This window comes from Rhizobium sp. Pop5 (genome assembly GCF_024721175.1).
Taxonomy (GTDB): Bacteria; Pseudomonadota; Alphaproteobacteria; order Rhizobiales; family Rhizobiaceae; genus Rhizobium.
The window spans coordinates 2,430,654-2,447,607 of record NZ_CP099399.1 but is presented as its reverse complement, the minus strand read 5'-3'; the positions used below and the strand labels follow the sequence as shown (position 1 = coordinate 2,447,607).

At 62.9% G+C, this 16,954-nt stretch carries 15 protein-coding genes; 8 read left to right on the top strand and 7 right to left on the bottom strand.

The genetic code is table 11. The annotated features are described in order from the left end of the window. The first annotated feature begins 367 nt into the window (after positions 1 to 367). Together NE852_RS14400 and NE852_RS14395 are read left to right on the top strand one after the other, a co-directional pair. On the top strand, positions 368 to 2,323 hold the full coding sequence (locus tag NE852_RS14400; RefSeq protein WP_008533546.1) for a translation factor GTPase family protein: 1,956 nt from the start codon (positions 368 to 370) through the stop codon (positions 2,321 to 2,323). Positions 2,324 to 2,563: 240 nt separating this feature from the next. After that, a complete protein-coding gene (locus tag NE852_RS14395; protein ID WP_008533548.1) occupies positions 2,564 to 3,646 on the top strand; it encodes an acyltransferase in 1,083 nt (360 codons plus the stop codon). A 47-nt stretch (positions 3,647 to 3,693) separates the two neighbouring features. Here the strand turns inward: NE852_RS14395 and NE852_RS14390 are convergent, their stop codons facing one another. Further along, on the bottom strand, positions 3,694 to 4,740 hold the full coding sequence (locus NE852_RS14390) for an NAD(P)-dependent alcohol dehydrogenase (RefSeq protein WP_008533551.1): 1,047 nt from the start codon (positions 4,738 to 4,740) through the stop codon (positions 3,694 to 3,696). A gap of 205 nt (positions 4,741 to 4,945) precedes the next feature. On the opposite strand from NE852_RS14390, the gene NE852_RS14385 reads away from it, so the two are divergent. From NE852_RS14385 to NE852_RS14375, 3 genes are all read left to right on the top strand, one after another. Next, positions 4,946 to 5,854 carry an AraC family transcriptional regulator gene (locus tag NE852_RS14385; RefSeq protein ID WP_008533553.1) on the top strand — a complete coding sequence of 303 codons (909 nt, stop codon included), beginning with the start codon at positions 4,946 to 4,948 and terminating at the stop codon, positions 5,852 to 5,854. A 104-nt stretch (positions 5,855 to 5,958) separates the two neighbouring features. Then, positions 5,959 to 7,017 (top strand): glycosyltransferase family 2 protein, encoded by a 1,059-nt coding sequence (locus NE852_RS14380; RefSeq protein WP_008533554.1) that lies wholly within the window; start codon positions 5,959 to 5,961, stop codon positions 7,015 to 7,017. Then, on the top strand, positions 7,017 to 8,696 hold the full coding sequence (locus NE852_RS14375; RefSeq protein ID WP_008533555.1) for a hypothetical protein: 1,680 nt from the start codon (positions 7,017 to 7,019) through the stop codon (positions 8,694 to 8,696). Before NE852_RS14380 ends, NE852_RS14375 begins: the two co-directional genes overlap by 1 nt. Positions 8,697 to 8,731: 35 nt before the next feature. On the opposite strand, the gene NE852_RS14370 is transcribed toward NE852_RS14375, so the two are convergent. Beyond that, a complete protein-coding gene (locus NE852_RS14370; RefSeq protein WP_008533556.1) occupies positions 8,732 to 9,097 on the bottom strand; it encodes a DUF4087 domain-containing protein in 366 nt (121 codons plus the stop codon). A 23-nt stretch (positions 9,098 to 9,120) separates the two neighbouring features. Continuing rightward, positions 9,121 to 9,579 (bottom strand): hypothetical protein, encoded by a 459-nt coding sequence (locus tag NE852_RS14365; RefSeq protein ID WP_037174610.1) that lies wholly within the window; start codon positions 9,577 to 9,579, stop codon positions 9,121 to 9,123. Between the two features lie 182 nt (positions 9,580 to 9,761). Between NE852_RS14365 and NE852_RS14360 the strand changes: the two genes are divergently transcribed. Both NE852_RS14360 and ilvC read left to right on the top strand, forming a co-directional pair. After that, positions 9,762 to 10,418 carry a TetR/AcrR family transcriptional regulator C-terminal domain-containing protein gene (locus NE852_RS14360; RefSeq protein WP_258155750.1) on the top strand — a complete coding sequence of 219 codons (657 nt, stop codon included), beginning with the start codon at positions 9,762 to 9,764 and terminating at the stop codon, positions 10,416 to 10,418. Between the two features lie 49 nt (positions 10,419 to 10,467). Beyond that, complete coding sequence (gene ilvC / locus NE852_RS14355; RefSeq protein WP_004668557.1) at positions 10,468 to 11,487, top strand: ketol-acid reductoisomerase; 1,020 nt, start codon at positions 10,468 to 10,470, stop codon at positions 11,485 to 11,487. 59 nt (positions 11,488 to 11,546) lie between these two features. On the opposite strand, the gene NE852_RS14350 is transcribed toward ilvC, so the two are convergent. Together NE852_RS14350 and NE852_RS14345 are read right to left on the bottom strand one after the other, a co-directional pair. Further along, positions 11,547 to 12,545 (bottom strand): DUF808 domain-containing protein, encoded by a 999-nt coding sequence (locus tag NE852_RS14350; RefSeq protein WP_008533567.1) that lies wholly within the window; start codon positions 12,543 to 12,545, stop codon positions 11,547 to 11,549. Between the two features lie 126 nt (positions 12,546 to 12,671). Next, positions 12,672 to 13,598, bottom strand: a complete 927-nt coding sequence (locus NE852_RS14345) for an MYG1 family protein (protein WP_008533569.1) — start codon at positions 13,596 to 13,598, stop codon at positions 12,672 to 12,674. Positions 13,599 to 13,830: 232 nt separating this feature from the next. Here NE852_RS14345 and NE852_RS14340 point away from each other — a divergent pair, with 232 nt between their 5' ends. Next, positions 13,831 to 14,679, top strand: coding sequence for a glycosyltransferase family 25 protein (locus NE852_RS14340; protein WP_258155742.1), 849 nt, complete (start codon positions 13,831 to 13,833; stop codon positions 14,677 to 14,679). Here NE852_RS14340 and NE852_RS14335 read toward each other — a convergent pair. Together NE852_RS14335 and NE852_RS14330 are read right to left on the bottom strand one after the other, a co-directional pair. Continuing rightward, entirely contained in the window at positions 14,603 to 16,000 is a 1,398-nt protein-coding gene (locus NE852_RS14335) for a HAMP domain-containing sensor histidine kinase (RefSeq protein ID WP_258155741.1), read from the bottom strand. The two genes, NE852_RS14340 and NE852_RS14335, sit on opposite strands and share 77 nt — an antisense overlap. After that, the gene (locus NE852_RS14330) at positions 15,987 to 16,664 is read right to left on the bottom strand and encodes a winged helix-turn-helix domain-containing protein (RefSeq protein WP_008533573.1); all 678 of its coding nucleotides are present in this window, start codon (positions 16,662 to 16,664) and stop codon (positions 15,987 to 15,989) included. Before NE852_RS14330 ends, NE852_RS14335 begins: the two co-directional genes overlap by 14 nt. Positions 16,665 to 16,954: the final 290 nt, after the last annotated feature.

Sequence of the window (16,954 nt, the reverse complement as noted above, 5' to 3'; positions counted from 1 at the left end):
CCCCACAAGGGGGGAGATTGGCAAGAGGCCAGACCTTCGTGTCCAACTACCATTTCGCCGGACCGTGACGCTAGTTGTTTGGGGAAACCATTGCGCCCAACTAATCTCCCCACTTGTGGGGGAGATGCCCGGCAGGGCAGAGGGGGGCGCCACACGGCACTATTGCGGAAGAATCCAGCTATGCGCGCCCGCGCCGTAAATGCGATAGCACCAACCTTGACACATCTCCCGACACGCCCTTAGCATTCCGCTCGCGTCTCCCATCACCCGGGATGCCGCATCCAGCCGTAACAACGGATAGAGGTTCCAATGCGCCGAGTCACTTCTCACGAAAATCACATCCGAATTTCTGAGAAGTTGGTGGTTCATGCGAACTTTGAATCTGGGCATCCTCGCCCATGTGGATGCAGGCAAGACTAGCCTTACCGAAAGACTGCTTTTTAACGCCGGCGTCATCGACAGGCTCGGCAGCGTCGATACCGGCGATACGCAGACGGACAGTCTCGAACTCGAACGGCAGCGAGGCATCACGATCCGGGCCGCAGTCGTGTCGTTTAAGATCGGCGACAGGACCGTCAATCTGATCGACACGCCCGGCCACCCGGATTTCATCGCCGAGGTCGAGCGGGTGCTCGGATTGCTCGATGCCGCGGTCGTCGTCGTTTCGGCGGTCGAAGGTGTGCAGGCGCAGACGCGCGTGCTGGTGCGGGCGCTGCGGCGGCTTGGCGTTCCCTTCGTCTTCTTCGTCAACAAGGTCGATCGTCCCGGCGCCCGATATCAGGAGGTGGTGGAGGCGCTAGCGGTGCAGCTCTCGGTCCGGCCGATCGCCATGTCTTCGGTGATCGATGCCGGAGCCAAGCTTGCCCGGGTGGAGGCGCTCGCTCCGGGAGATGAGCCGCTTTTTTCGGCGCTTTGCGAGGCGCTCGGGGAAAACGATGAGAAGCTACTCGATGACTATGTGCTCGCACCCGAGCTGCTGACCGAGGAAAGGCTCGGGCGCTGCCTTGCCGATCAGGTGGCGCGCGGCCTCGTGCATCCAGTCTTGGCGGGCGCCGCGATGACCGGCGTCGGCATGTCAGCTCTGGCATCGGCGATTGCGACGATCTTGCCCGAGCAGTGTCCCGACCCGGATGGACCGGTCACCGGCAGAATCTTCAAGATCGAACGCGGCTGGGGCGGGGAAAAGCTTTCCTACATCTACCTCGCCTCCGGCACGGTTCGGCTCCGGCAACATCTCCACCTGCCCAAAGGCCCGGAACGGGTGACCGCGATCCATGTGTTCGAGGCCGGCCGGGTTCATGGCGCCGAGAGCCTCCGCGCCGGTCAGATCGCCCGCGTCAGCGGCCTTGCCGGCGCGCGTATCGGCGATGTCGTGGGCTGTGATTCCACGGGTGGTCGAGCTCACTTCGCGCCGCCGACGCTCGAAACCCGTGTTTTTGCCCGGCGGCCTTCCGAAAAGGCGGCGCTCTGGCTGGCACTGAACCAGATGGCCGAGCAGGATCCCCTGATCAATCTGCGCCGGAACGAGGCGATGGACGAAGTCTTCGTCTCGCTCTACGGTGAGGTGCAGAAGGAGGTTGTCCAATCGACCCTGCTGACGGATTTCGGCCTCGAGGCCGGGTTCGAGGAAAGCACGGTCATCCTGGTCGAGAGGCCTCTGGGCATCGGAGCCGGCCTGCAGATCCTCTTCAAGGAGCCCAATCCGTTTCTCGCGACGATCGGCCTGCGTGTCGAGCCGCGTCCTGCCGGGACGGGCAACAGCTTTGCGCTCGAAGTGGATGTCGGCCAGATGCCGGTCGCCTTTTACCGGGCGGTCGAGGAAACCGTGTTCGAAACGCTGAAGCAAGGTATTTCAGGCTGGCAGGTCATCGATTGCCACGTGGCGATGACGGCGGCCAGGCACAGTTCGCCCGCTAGCACCGCCGCCGATTTCCGCCAACTGACGCCCTGGGTGCTGGCGACGGCGCTAGCGGCCGCGCAGACCGTCCTCTGCGAGCCGGTCGACCGCTTTCATCTCGAGGCGCCCATGGAGAGCTTGAGCGGTGTGCTCACTCTGCTGGCGAAATCGGCCGCGATGACGACGGATTCGGTGATCACAGATGGTGTGGCCCGGCTGGAAGGCACCATGGCGTCCCAGATGGTCCAAAGCGTCCAGCAGCAATTGCCGGGGCTGACGAGCGGGGCGGGGACCATGGAAACCGCTTTCGATCACTACGCCCCGGCGGCCGGGCCTCCGCGCCTGCGTCCGCGTTCGGGGCCTGATCCCTTCAACCCGGTGGAATATCTCCGGCGGCTGCGGGGGAGCGCTGAGGGTGTGTCGTGAAAAATCCGCGCTACGCAAAAGATCAGCCGAGGAAGCCCTGCTTGCGCAATCGTGTTTGTCGCCAATGTTATCGCCGTGGCCTTGGGAAGCGATGCCGAGTGGGGCTTTCCTGTTCGCGTATACTTGCGGTGCGGAACTGATCCGACGGCATATGGCGTCGACGCAGAGCAATTTCCTCGCTAAAGATCTCCGTATCGAATAACGATAAGTCTTATGCGGAAGAAAGCGTGAGATCTTTTCATGGAGAATGAGGTAGCCGCTGAGGGAAGCCGTCGTTTCTGGATGCTTGATTTATTGCGCGGCGCGTCTGCAATACTCGTATTGATCTACCATTCCAGCCATTCATTCCCCATTGCTTATGCTGCTGTCGATCTCTTCTTCATGTTGAGCGGCTTCGTTTTGGCGGAAAGGTATGGCGAGACGCTGTTGCAGACGGGTGGCCGCCGAGACTTCATCAGTCACCGTATCGCGCGATTGTATCCCGTCTATCTCGCCTGCACATTGCTGGGCGCTATCTCGGTTTTCCCGTTGATTGGTCGCCTTCAAAACTGGAGCGCTAGCGCTTTTGCCGTTTCCTCCGTTACCAGCCTGTTCATGCTTCCGGCGCCGTCGGACACTGTCCTTGGCATTCTGCCCCTGAATGGGCCGGCATGGTCGTTGTTTTTTGAAGTCGTGGCCAACGTGGTCTTTCTCGTTACTGCGGCGCGTCTGCGGGTGGCTGTTTTCATCGTCGCGGCGTCAGCGCCGGCGTTCGTCGTTGCGATGTGGTACTTTCGGTACCCGCCAGGCTCCGTCTGGAGCGATATTCTTGGCGGCTTTCCACGGGTACTGGCATCTTTCTACGGCGGAGTGCTTCTCAGTCATCTCTGGCGACGAGGCTTCCGCATCAGGCTTGCCGCCTGGGCCGGCGTAATTCTGGTGGCCGCGCTCGTGGCGCTTTATTCGGGATTCGTCCTCACCGAGCGGAAATACTATCTGCTCCTGGCATTTGCCGCTCACCCGATGATCATCTGGTTCGGCCTGGGGTTGGCAAGACATGCGGGGCTCGAACGTCTCGCTACCTGGATGGGTGAAATTTCCTACCCGCTCTACCTCGTGCACATACCGATGCTGATCTTGCTCGCAACGTTTGGGGTGGGCGATTGTTTTGCCTTGCGCAACTATCTCGGGCTCGGACATACCTCGTGGGGTGGCGAGTGCAGCCGAGACGCTATTTCCCTGGCCGTTTTCCTTCTACCCCCGTCATTGTTAGCCGCGCACCTCATCGCCATCTCGATCCAATCGCCCGGGCGAAAGTTGTGGCTTCGCTGGAGACTGATCTAGCCCGCCCAGCCGGTGGGCGGCCCCCGAAGGAGCCGCCTTCCATTTCCTCAAGCCGCCAGCGAGGCGATGTCGATGACGAAGCGGTAGCGGACGTCGCTTTTCAGGACGCGTTCATAGGCTTCGTTGACCTGGTCGATGTTGATCTTCTCGATTTCCGAGACGATGTTGTGCTTGCCGCAGAAGTCGAGCATTTCCTGCGTTTCCTTGATCGAGCCGATCATCGAGCCGGAGATGCTCTTGCGGCCCGGAATGATCGAGAAGGCATGCACCGGGATCGGGTTCTCGGGCGCGCCGACGACCACGAAGGAACCGTCGACCTTCAGCAGGCCGAGATAGGCGTTCCAGTCGATCTCGGCGCTGACGGTGCAGATGATCAGATCGAAGGTGCCGGCGAGCTTGGTGAAGGTTTCCGGATCGTTGGTGGCGTAATATTCCTTGGCGCCGAGCTTCAGGCCGTCTTCCTTCTTGGAAAGGGTCTGGGAGAGAACGGTGATGTCAGCACCCATGGCCGAACCGAGCTTGACGCCCATGTGGCCGAGGCCGCCCATGCCGACGATCGCGACCTTCTTGCCGGGGCCGGCATTCCAGTGGCGCAGCGGCGAGTAGAGCGTGATGCCGGCGCAGAGCAGCGGCGCGGAGGCGTCGAGCGGAAGGTTGTCCGGGATGGACATGACATAACCTTCTTTGACGACGATCGAGTCGGAATAGCCGCCCTGGGTGCGCGTCTTGCCGTCGGCTTCGAAGTCATTATAGGTGCCGGAAAGACCCTGCATATACTGCTCGCGATCGAGGTCGCGCTCGGCGCAGCCGATGCAGGAATCGACAAAGCAGCCGACGCCGACGCGGTCGCCGACCTTGAACTTGGTGACGGCGGAACCGACGGCCGAGACGATGCCGGCGATCTCATGGCCGGGCACGATCGGGTAAACGGCGTTCTTCCACTCGTTGCGGACGGTATGGATGTCGGAATGGCAGATGCCGGCAAACTTGATGTCGATGACGACGTCATCGGGATTCGGGTTGCGGCGTTCGAAGGTGAACGGGGTGAGCGGCTTGGAAGCGTCGGTTGCGGCGTAGCCTCTTGCGATAGGCATGGGAACCTTCCTTTTCGTTTTTTGGGAGGGGTTGAAAGGGATGGTGGACTATTGCCCGGAACCGCGTGCGAGGGTTAGAGCGATCCTCTCAGCTTTTTGCATGATCCTGCAAAAGTGAGGCGCCTGCCTGTTTGCGAAATGGCCAAGGCACTCTAGATAAGGTCGGTATGGCCGGCGTCGGACCGTTGACAGAAAGAGTTGCCGCATGACTTTGCCTTTTAGCCCCTATCAGGAAATCGTCGACATCGCGATGCGCTTCGCGCCCGGCGATGGCGAGTTCTCGACTGCGATCGGCAATCTCCATATCAGCCGCCGGTCGCAGCCGAGCAATCCCTTGCACAGCAGCTACCGGCCCTGCTTTGCCTTCGTGCTTCAGGGGGCCAAAAGCCTGCGCCTCGGCACGGAACTGATCAGCTACGGGACCGGGGACTATCTTTTGACCTCGCTCGACCTGCCCGTCGCCTGGCGCGTCACGGAGGCGAGCCCGGAGGTTCCGCATCTCTGCCTGGCGCTGGCAATCGATTCCGAAAAGCTGCTGGAGTTGCTGAGCCGCATCGATATTCCGCGCCCGGCCGCCCATACCGATGGGCAGCGCGGGATGGCGGTGAACGTCGCGCCGCCGGAACTGCTCGACGCCGCCATCCGCCTGCTGCGCTTGCTCGATCGTCCAGGCGATATTCCGGCCATGGCGCCGCTGATCGAGCAGGAAATCCTCTACCGCGTGCTGACCGGGCCTGATGGAGCGCGGCTGATCAACATCGCTACCGCAGACAGCCATAGCAACAGGATCGCGCGCGCCGTCGCGTGGCTGAAGGAAAATTTCGCGCGACAGCTGCGCATCGAAGACCTTGCCGAGCGCGTCAGCATGAGCGCGTCGTCCTTCCATCACCACTTCAAGTCGGTGACGGCGATGACGCCCGTTCAGTATCAGAAGCAGCTTCGCCTGCACGAGGCGCGCCGGCTGATGCTCGTCGAGCGGCTCGACGCCGGCACGGCCGGCCACCGCGTCGGCTATCAGAGCCCATCGCAATTCAGCCGCGAATACAGCCGCCTCTATGGCGCATCACCCGCCCGCGACGTCGACGGCGCGCGCGAAATCATGGCGGCGGAATAGAGCATCGTAAGTTCGGCAGAGATCTCGGCGCGGTTGCCATTAAAGGATGTTTGATGTTTCGCGATTAGTCTGGCGCGAAACATCAAGCAGGCACCGATGTCCGGATGACGCAAACACCATTTCTTTCCATCGTCGCGCCTTGTCACAACGAGGAAGAGGGCCTGCGCGAGTTCTGCCGTCGCGCCACCGCCGCTGCTCGCAGCGTTGCCGGCGATGCATTCGAGCTCATTCTCGTCGATGACGGCTCGTCCGATGGCACCTGGGAGATCATTTCGGCCCTGGCGGCCGACGTGCCTGAGGTGCTCGGCATTCGTCTCCTGCGCAATCACGGCCACCAGCTGGCATCGACGGCGGGTCTTTCCGCGTCACGGGGCGAGCGTGTGCTTCTGATCGACGCCGATCTTCAGGATCCGCCCGAACTGCTCTTGATGATGATGCCGATCATGGAGCGCGGCGCCGATGTCGTCTACGGCCAGCGCACCCGCCGCGAGGGCGAAACCTGGTTCAAGCTCGCCTCGGCTTCGCTGTTTTACCGTGCGCTGTCCAGGCTCGCATCGGTGACCATTCCGCGCGATACCGGCGATTTCCGGCTGATGCGCCGGCGCGTCGTCGATATCCTGCTGGCGATGCCGGAGCGCGATCGCTTCATCCGCGGCATGGTCAGCTGGATCGGCGGCAGGCAGGTGGCTCTGCCTTATGAGCGCGACGCGCGCTATGCCGGCACGACGAAATATCCGCTACGCAAGATGATCAATTTCGCGCTCGATGCGATCACCAGCTTCTCGACGACGCCGCTGCGCATCGCCACATGGCTCGGCATGATCAGCGCCGGCGTTGCGATCGCGTTGCTTTTTTATACCTATGTTCGCTGGCTGCAAGGCGAAACGGTCACCGGCTGGTCGTCGATCATGGCCGCCGTCAGCGCTTTCAGCGCCATCCAGCTGATCTGCATCGGCATCATCGGCGAGTATCTCGGCCGCCTGGTGCAGGAGAGCAAGAGGCGGCCGATGTTCATGATCGAGACGATCCTGCGCGGCAGCGAACACGCCGAACTGCCGGCCGTTTTTTCCGAGATGAGCGCAAGCGACAAACGCGCCGCGCTGGATGCGGTCCTGGCTTCCGGTGAGCCGCCGCGGCCGCAAAAGAACAACCGGATCGGATAATGGCCCAGATCACCGCACCTGATGTGGTCGCAGCCGCGCCCGATGCATCGACCGCGAGGCAGGATTCAACGATTGCGATCGCCGTTTTCGTTGCGTTTGCCGCGGCCTTGGTCGTGCTGTTTCGCTTCCCGCCTGTTCTCGACTATGCCAATCACTACGCTCGTATCTGGCTGCTTTCGGGCGGCATCGGCGAGCAGCCGTTTCCTGAGATCTATGCCGTCGATTGGAACCGCACCTTCACCAATGTCGGGATCGACCTGCTAGCCACCTGGCTGGGGCCGTTCATCGGCGCCGACGGGCTGGCGCGGGCTTCGCTTTTCCTGGCGATCGTACTGCCGCCGCTCGGCGCGATTGCCCTGCACCGCGCACTGTTCGGCGGCCGGCACTACTGGCAGATCGCCATGCTGTCGCTTGGCTGGTGCGCCACCATGGTCGGCGGCTTCATCAATTTCCAGATCGGCCTCGGCATGGCCTTGTTCTTCGCCTGCGCCGATCTGCGGCTGCAGCGCGGCAACCCCGCCATGCTTTTCGCCTGGCGGCTTGCTGCTGGTCTGCTGCTGACGGTCATGCACATCTTCTCGCTCGGTTTCTATATGGCGATCGTCTGCGGCCTGGAATTTTCCTGGCGCATCGACATATTGCGGTCGAGGGCGGGGATCACCAGCCTCGCCGGCCGGTTGGCGCTGGCGATCGGGGCCTGCGTCCTGCCGCCGCTCGCGCTCTATCTCCGCACCACTGCATTGCCGAGCGACGGCGGGAGCGGCCTTGGCCTCGTCTGGAACGATGGCGTCGCCCTGATGGTCATCAACCTGCTCTCGGCCGTCAGCACCTATACCCCGGCGGTGGATGTCGTGCTGATTTTGCCGCTGATCCTCATCTGCACCCGGGCTGCGCGGGCGGGCGACATCCGCATTCATGCCGGGCTTGCCGTCGCCGCTTGCGGGTTGCTGTTGCTCTCCTGCGTTTCGCCGCGCCATATGCTCGGCACTGGATGGGTCAGCTGGCGCTTTCCAATCATGACGGCGCTCGTCGCCATGGCGATGGTGTGCCCCTTTGCTAATCTGACGCGCCGGCAGGCGCTGTTGCTGGCGCTCGTCGTCAATCTCGCGGTCTTCGGCCGAACCGGCTGGATCGGCTGGAACTGGTGGCTGGCGCAGAAGGACGTCGCCGCCGTCGAGACCGTACTGAAAAAAGTGCCGGCCGGCGCAGCCATCCTGCCTCTCGGGCACGAACCTGTGGCGATCAACGACCTCGCACATTCCAGCCGGCATTTTGCCTGGGGGCTGGATACATTCCGGCATCTGCCGACGCTTGCCGTGCCCTTGTCGCATGCTTTCGTGCCGACGCTTTTCACGGCCAAAGGCAAGCAGCCGCTCTCCGTGCTGCCGCCGTGGTCCGAGATCGCGGTTCCGGAAGGCAACCTGCCGCCGATCGGCGTGCTTTCATGCCCTTCGGTGATGCGGGAGTACAGAGACTACGCGCCTTATCTGTCGGATTGGCGCAGGCGGTTCGATTTTGTCCTGGTCGCGAATGCCGATATTCCCGACTTCTACGTCGGCAACGTCATGCCAGAGGGCCTGACGCTCATCGAGGATGCCGGTTTCGCGAAGCTATACGCGATCGACAAGACGATGCAGGAAGAAGCTCCGCCGACCGGCGGCTGCGCTGCGGCGTCGTAGGCTGCCTGCTCTCTGTTTTTCGATTCACGCTCCGGTCAGCCGGGAAGTTTCAGCGCCTTGTCATTGCGGCATTTGGCGAGCTTCAGTTGGCGGAAGGAGAGGATTTTCGTGATGCGGTCCTTGCCGTCGGTCTCCACGCTCATGCAGGCGCAGGCATAGCCGTAACTGCCGTTGGTGCTGACGTAATCATGCTCGGATATGTCAGGGATCAGGTCCATGCCTTCCACCGCATCGGCATCCTCGCCCTGGGTCATGATCGTCCAGGTGCTTTCCGCATCCTCTAGCCACCAGTTGGCAGGCGTCGGGTTCTCGATCCAGCCGCAGCGCGTCTCCGCGGCCTGTGCGTTCGCCGCGATGGCGAGGGCTGCGGCGATGATTGCGGCTGATATCCGGTATTTCATTGGCTGTTCCCCGTCGCCGGATTTCAATTGTTGATGGCGATGATCGCCCAATGGCTGTCCTGGCAGGCGTCGTCTTCGCAGACCGCACCCATCCAGACGGCGCCGTTGGCGATCATCACGCCATCGCTGCTGACGAAGAGATCCTTGTATTGCTGACGCCCGACGGCGCTGCGGGTCTCCGGCGTCACCAGATCGTCGAAATTCTCGACGAAATCCTCGGCGTTCTCGACATCGTAGGTCTCGCCGTTCGCCTTGACGGTCAGCGGGTATTCGGCAAGGCCGGCGATGGCCTCGGCGTCGCCCGAGCGCATCGCCTGAACGAGCTGGCGCAGCGGCCGGTCGAAGCCGGTGGCATCGCCGTGCAACTCCTCGATCTTGTTATAGACCTCGTTGTCCGTCTGGGCGAAGGCGCCGGCGGCAAGCGGCGTCGTTGCGAGCAGCAGCGTTCCGGCTAGGAGAAGGGCGGCAGGCAGGCGCGGCATGGAAGGCTCCCCGGGGCAAATGGCGTGGCGCGACATTATGCGATTCCCCGGCAGGCGCGCCTTGCAATTCTGGTATTTCCCGGCGATATCGGTCATAAAAATCTGTCGCCGCTTCTTGACGGCCCGATCGGTTTGCATCATAAAGCTCACGAACCGTACCGTACGGTACTTATCTGGGAGCCATGACCGTGTCCGTCGATACCGCAGAGCCGAGCGAATTTTCGCCGCGCCAGAACGCCGTTCTGGAGCAGGCGCTGCGGTTGCTCGTCGATGGCGGCGAGAAGGCGCTGACGACCTCGGGGGTTGCGCGCGCCGCCAATTGCTCCAAGGAAAGCCTCTACAAGTGGTTCGGCGACCGCGACGGCCTCTTGTCGGCGATGATCGCCTACCAGGCGAGCAAGGTGCGCACCTTCGAGCGCAACGGCGAGCGGCTGACGGCGGCAAGCCTGCATGACCACGTCGTCATCTTCGCACGCGACCTGTTGGAGGTTCTGGCCGGCGACGTCTCGCTGGCGCTGAACCGGCTGGCGATCGGCCAGTCCAACCGCGACGGCTCCAAGCTCGGCAAGCTTCTGCTCGAACGCGGCCGCCGGCAGATCGACCGCCGCGCCATGGCGCTGATCGATGCCGGAAAAAGGGCAGGGCTCCTACGGTTTTCCGATGCCGACGAAGCCTATCACACGCTTTACGGCCTTGTCGTTTCCGATCTGCATGTGCGCATGCTGCTCGGTGAACCCGGCCTCAAGGATACCGCGCGCCAGGCGGAGAGGGCGGTGACCGCCTTCCTCCGGCTCTACGGCACGGACAAGGTTCTGGCGGAAATGCCGGTTCTCGGCTAACCCGCTTTTTTGACAGTCAACAAGACAAGCACAAGGGAAGGAACTTCAAATGCGCGTCTATTACGATCGTGATGCCGATCTCAACCTCATCAAGGCCAAGAAGGTCGCCGTCATCGGCTACGGCTCGCAGGGCCGTGCCCATGCGCTGAACCTCAAGGATAGCGGCGCCCAGAACCTCGTCATTGCTCTCAAGGCCGGTTCGCCCACAGTCAAGAAGGCCGAAGCCGACGGCTTCAAGGTCATGACGGTTGCCGAAGCTGCCGGCTGGGCCGACCTGATGATGATGGCAACCCCGGACGAACTGCAGGCCGACATCTACAAGGCCGACATCGCTCCGAACATTCGTGACGGCGCTGCGATTGCCTTCGCTCACGGCCTCAACGTTCACTTCGGCCTGATCGAGCCGAAGGCTTCGGTCGACGTCGTCATGATCGCGCCGAAGGGCCCGGGCCACACGGTTCGCGGCGAATACCAGAAGGGCGGCGGCGTTCCCTGCCTCGTTGCCGTTCACCAGAACGCTTCCGGCAACGCGCTTGAACTCGCTCTCTCCTACGCCTGCGGCGTCGGCGGCGGCCGTTCCGGCATCATCGAAACCAACTTCCGCGAAGAGTGCGAAACCGACCTCTTCGGCGAACAGGTCGTTCTCTGCGGCGGTCTCGTCGAGCTCATCCGCGCCGGTTTCGAAACGCTCACCGAAGCCGGTTACGCGCCTGAGATGGCCTATTTCGAGTGCCTGCACGAAGTGAAGCTGATCGTCGACCTGATCTATGAAGGCGGCATCGCCAACATGAACTACTCGATCTCCAACACGGCCGAGTGGGGCGAATACGTCACCGGTCCGCGCATCATCACCGAAGAAACCAAGGCTGAGATGAAGCGCGTCCTGAAGGACATCCAGACCGGCAAGTTCACCTCCGAGTGGATGCAGGAATACCGTTCGGGTGCGGCCCGCTTCAAGGGCATCCGCCGCAACAACGACAGCCACCAGATCGAGGAAGTCGGCGCCAAGCTGCGCGGCATGATGCCCTGGATCGGCAAGAACAAGCTGGTCGACAAGAGCGTGAACTAAGCACTTTCCGAAGCGCGCCGCATCGAACCTGGTTCATGCGGCGCGCTTTGGTTTTTATCTTATGCGGCCCTGATCTTGCGGATGCGTGTCGAGCACCACCGCCATGCGGGCACCACGGCAAAGCTGACGGCAGGGATCGCCGCCAATCCGATGGCGATGCCGATGAGGCCGGAGCCTGCGGCTTGAACCAGCCAGGACACCAATCCGGCAAAGGCCGGGAGCGCATGGGCGGCACTTTCGCCGGCATCATGGAGAAGATGGCTCGGCCAGCCGAACCCGAACTCCTCGGCGCCATGTACGATGATGCCGCCGCCGACCCAGATCATCGCTGCCGTCCCGACCGCGCCCAGCACTTTCAACAGATAAGGCATGCCCTGCACGAGGCCGCGGCCGAACATGCGGGGAAGAGCGCCCGCTGGGGACGAAGGCGCGCGCCGGGCGAGCCAGAGCCCGAAATCGTCAGCCTTGACGATCAAGGCGACGACGCCATAGACGCCGGCGGTGATCGCAATGCCGACGATGGCGAGCACCAGCGCCTGCATTGCAAGGCCCGCTTCGGGAACCGAACCCAGGGTGATCGCCATGATCTCGGCCGACAGGATGAAGTCGGTCCGGACGGCGCCTGCCACCTTCTCATCCTCGAAGGCCTTCGGATCGACGCTGCCCACATCGAGCTCGGCCTCGTGGGCGTGCGCGGCATGGGGAAAGACAAGCTCGTAGACTTTTTCGGCGCCCTCGTAGCAGAGGTAAAGCCCGCCGAGCATCAGCAGCGGCGTGATGGCCTGAGGCAGGACAAGGCTCAGGATCAGCGCGGCCGGCAGGAGGAACAGGATCTTGTTCTTGAGCGAGCCGAGCGTGATTTTTGCAATGATCGGCAATTCGCGTGCGGGCGAAAAGCCGGTGACATAGCGCGGCGTGACGGCAGTGTCGTCGATCACGACGCCGGCGGCTTTTGCGCCGGCCTTGCCGGCCTGGGCAACCACATCGTCGAGAGAAGCGGCCGCAGCCTTGGCAAGCGCTGCGACATCATCAAGAAGGGCAATCAGGCCGACACTCACAGGAAACCTCTCATTTGGGCGTTAGCGCCGATGAAACTATACAGCCAGTCAGCGACCGGGAAGGGGGCGATAGCGCAATGATTGCGGCATCTCCGGGTCACGTTGCCAGGGACGTGACGGACGCTATCAGGCTTTTCCGCCGGAAACGGCTTCCTCGACGGCAAGCTTGGCCATGGCGAGCGCCGCCTCTCGGGTCCTCGCGGCGGCGATGAAGCGGCCGTTATGGCAGAAGCTTGCGCCGCCGACGCCGCAGACGGCCTCCAGTTCGCCATTGGTGAGGCCAGCCCAGGCCGCCGGCAGATCCGCCCTCAGCTCGAAGCCTTCGTCGGTGCGGCGGATGCCGGTCACGCACCAATCCTTTTCGCGCGGGTGGACGACGAAAAGCAGATGGTCGGCGCCGGCCTTCACGATCGCAGGACGGAAAGGCATTCCGGTTGGCAGTTCGAGAACGCGCCCTTCGCCGTTATCGAGGATTGCCCGATGCACGAGCGCCTCGGCCCGCAATTTCGCGGCGCTCTGGGCGATCTTCGCCTCGACGAAGCTGCGGGCGACGGTAAGTGCCGCGTGGAAGGCGCGATCGTCGGCCTCGGGACCGCGATCGTCGAAAACCGGCTTCAGTGTTTCCAGCAGCGCGGGCAGGGTGAGGCCGGCCAGCGGCCCGGAGGGGCTGAGCGCGCCATTGTCCGTTAGATCGATCGGCAGCACGAAGCTTGCATCGAAGGAGGCGTGCACGAGCCCGATATGCTCTTCGGGAAGCCCTGCGGCGGCCAGATAATCACGGCCATAGTGTTTCCAGATCAGCCCGAACGAACTGTAGGGCTGGCCATCTTCCCTGAGCGGCGCGCCGCGCTGATGGTGATCGAAAATCCCCGCCTCTGCGTCATAGGCGCCGCCGACATCGTAGATGATGCGGTCTCCACCCGGTGTGATCCATTCCGGCGCCCGGCTGCGGACGATGCGCGCCTGGGGGAAAAGCCGGGTCAGGATGACACTCGACAGCAACTCGTCGGCATGGAAGCCACCGGAATGGGTGACGAGGAAATCTGGGATCATGAAGCTGTGGCCTTGTCTTTTGCGGAGGACCCGCCTGAGGTTTGCCTGAGATAGCCGTTGCCGGACGCCATCTCAACCCGTCATTCTCGGATTTGAAGGCCTGGCCCGCACTTGCCGGATCGCCAGAGACGGGCGCGCTTTACGAAATTGTATAGTTCGGGCGAAGTCCCGGTGAGTTTTCGGGCGCAGGCTTGGGTGCAATCGTAACTACCCAAGTCGAGGCCAGTTCTCCATGAATATGCGTGCCACAGCTGCCGATGTCGTTTCGGCCGTTCATCCGGTCAGCCTGCGGATCAAGACCTACCTCATCAATCTCGACCGGGCGGAGATCCGCCGGTTTCGAATGGAGCGCCTGCTCGCAGAGATCGGTATCGAATTCGAGCGCGTCGCGGCTTTCGACGGCGTGGCGATTGCCTTGCCGCGTCGCGATTTCGACGCGAAATCCTATCTGCGCCGGCACGGCCGCAGGCCGAATCCCTTCGAGATCGGCTGCTATCTCAGCCATGTCGAGTGCGCGCGGAAGTTCCTTGCCAGCGACGGCGAATTCGCTCTCATTCTCGAAGACGACCTCGACATCGACGACGACTTCGCCGAGGTGCTCGCCGCCGCGCTCGAGCGTAAGGAATCCTGGGATATCCTGCGTCTTTCCACCGTGAACCGCGGACGCAAGCATAGGGTGACGCCGCTGACGGCCTCCCGCTCGCTGGCGATCGCGCTCACCCGCGAGAAGGGATCGGGCGCCTATCTCGTCAATCGCAAGGCCGCCGGCTGGATTGCCGATATGCTTCTTCCGATGCGGCTGCCCTACGATATCGCGCTCGATCTGGAGTTCGACGAGGGGCTCAGGGCCTGCTTCGTCGATCCGGTTCCGGTGAGCCAGCGGGCGGACGCGCATTCGCAGATACAGGCGGGCCTCTCGACCTACCGGATTGGCCGCCGCCGCCGGCCATGGAGCGTCCTGCCGTATCGCGCGGCGGCTGAGGCGCGCCGGTTTGCGGCCCGCTTCATCCGGCTCGTGGCGTGGAGGATGAGAGGCCAGAAAGATGGGCCGGCAGCAGCGGGAAGCCTATCGAAATCATGAGGCCGGGATGGTTGTCTCCCACGACGATCTCAGCCGAGTGCAGGTCGGCAATCGCCTTGACCAGGCTGAGGCCAAGGCCGCTTCCCGTCGTCGTCCGGCTCTTGTCGAGGCGGTAGAGGCGGCGGAAGACCTTGTCCCGCTCTTCGGCGGGAATACCCGGGCCATTGTCGGCGACCGTCAAGATGGCGCGATTGTCCCGGCATCGAAGCGACAGCGTGGTGACCGTTCCGGCCGGGCAGTGATTGATGGCGTTCTCCACGAGATTGGCGATCATCTGCGTCAGCAGATCGCGGTCGCCCCAGACGACCGCCGGACTGTGGCCGGAGATGGCCAGAGACTGGCCGGCGTCTTCCGCGACGTCGGCATAGACTTCGGAAATGACGGCAAGCACATCGTCGATATCGGTCGCCTGGAAACGCTCCCTGCGGGCGCCGGCCTCGATCTGGGAGATGCGCAGGAGCGCCTCGAAAGTCGCGTTGATCCGGTCGCTCTCGCTTCTCGCCTCGTCGAGGAGGGTGGAAACGTCGAGCTGCCGGTCGTTTCGCGCCGCCGCAGCATCCAGCGTCAGGCGCAGTCTGTTGAGCGGGGTCTTGAGATCGTGGGCGATGTCGGCGCTCACCTGCCGCATGCTCTCGACCAATGTCTGGAGCCGCTCCAGCGCCGCGTTGATCTGGATTGCCACCGCGTCGAGATCGTCGCCGTTTCCGCTGACCGGGATGCGGGCCTGAAGCTCGCCGTGCGAGACGTCGTTCATGGTGCGGGCGACCCTGTCCAGTCTCGCCTGGGCACGCGCGGCAAGAAAGACGCCGCCGCCGATGGCCGTCGTCACGACGATCGCGGCCGCCCATTCGAAGCTCACGAGGACGATCCTCAGCATTTCGTCGACATCGTTGAAGTTTTCGGCGACGACAAGCGTATAGGGGCCGATCTTGGAGACCTGCATCCGGTAGCGCTCGTGGCCCTTCAGCCCAACGTCCCTCGATGTGACGGTATAGACGCCGTTCGGGATGCTGGGTGCGGCGAAATTACCGGCAAGTTTGCGGCCGCTGGCGTCCGTCAGTGAATAGAGCCCGTCGGAGGTCGACTGGAAGCTCGCATAATTGTTCAGCGTGTTGACGAGGTCCTCGGTGTCGTGCGCCTCGTAGGCCGAGGCGATCAGCGAGTTCATCTCGTGGAGCGATTGCTCCAGGTCGCGCTCGAGGCCGCCGCGCAGCATGTGGTACATGATCGCGCCGCTGAAAATGAAAGTGACGACGAAGAGGACGCCGAAGGTGACGGCAAGCCGGAACGGCGTGCTCCTGGGCAGCTTAGCGAGGCGCATGCAGGCTGTATCCGGTATTGCGGACCGTGTGGAGAAGCTGCGTCTGGAACGGCTTGTCGACCTTCGCCCTCAGCCGGCTGATATGCGTCTCGACGACGCTGGTCTTCGGGTCGAAGTGGAAGTCCCAGACCCGCTCCAGCAGCATCGTCTTGGTGATGACGCGGCCTTCGCCGCGCATCAGCACCTCGAGCAAGGTGAATTCGCGCGGCTGCAGCTCGATGACCTGCCCGGCGCGGCGGGCCTCCCGCCGGATGAGATCGAGCTCAAGATCGGCAACCTTCAGAACGGTCTTCTGCTCCTGCACCGGCGGCCGGCGGCCGAGCGCGTTCACGCGGGCGAGAAGCTCGGAGAAGGCAAAAGGCTTGACGAGATAGTCGTCACCTCCCGCTTCCAGCCCCTCGACCCGATCGTCCACGCCGCCGATCGATGTCAGAAACAGAGCAGGCGTGCCGATCCTGGCGGCGCGCAGGGAGCGCACGATCGCAAGCCCGTCGAGGCCGGGAAGCATACGGTCGACGACGATGACGTCATAGGCTTCCCGCTGCGCCTGAAAGAGGCTGTCGCGACCATCGGCGAACACATCGCAGACATGCCCCGCCTCCGAGAAGCCCTTGGAGACATAGTCCGACGTCTTGGGGTCGTCCTCGATAAGCAGGATTTTCATCGGTTGGGTCGTTCGTGCGTCAGTGGAGGGGTGAGTCTAGCGGACAGGGGGCGCTGGCCGCAACATACGGATTGGTAAGATAAGAACGCAATCGCGACCCCGATGACCAGGAAAATGTGATAGTCAAAGTTTTGCGGATTGGGTCAACTCCAGGTCCACTCAGAGCCTTTTGTGCAGGGCAGGAGCCGTGCCTGGCCAGCGCGCATGACAATGAATGGCGCGGCGCCGGGCTTCAGCGGCCGCTTGCTCTTCGCTGATGGCGATCACGCGTCAACGACCTCGCCTGAAGC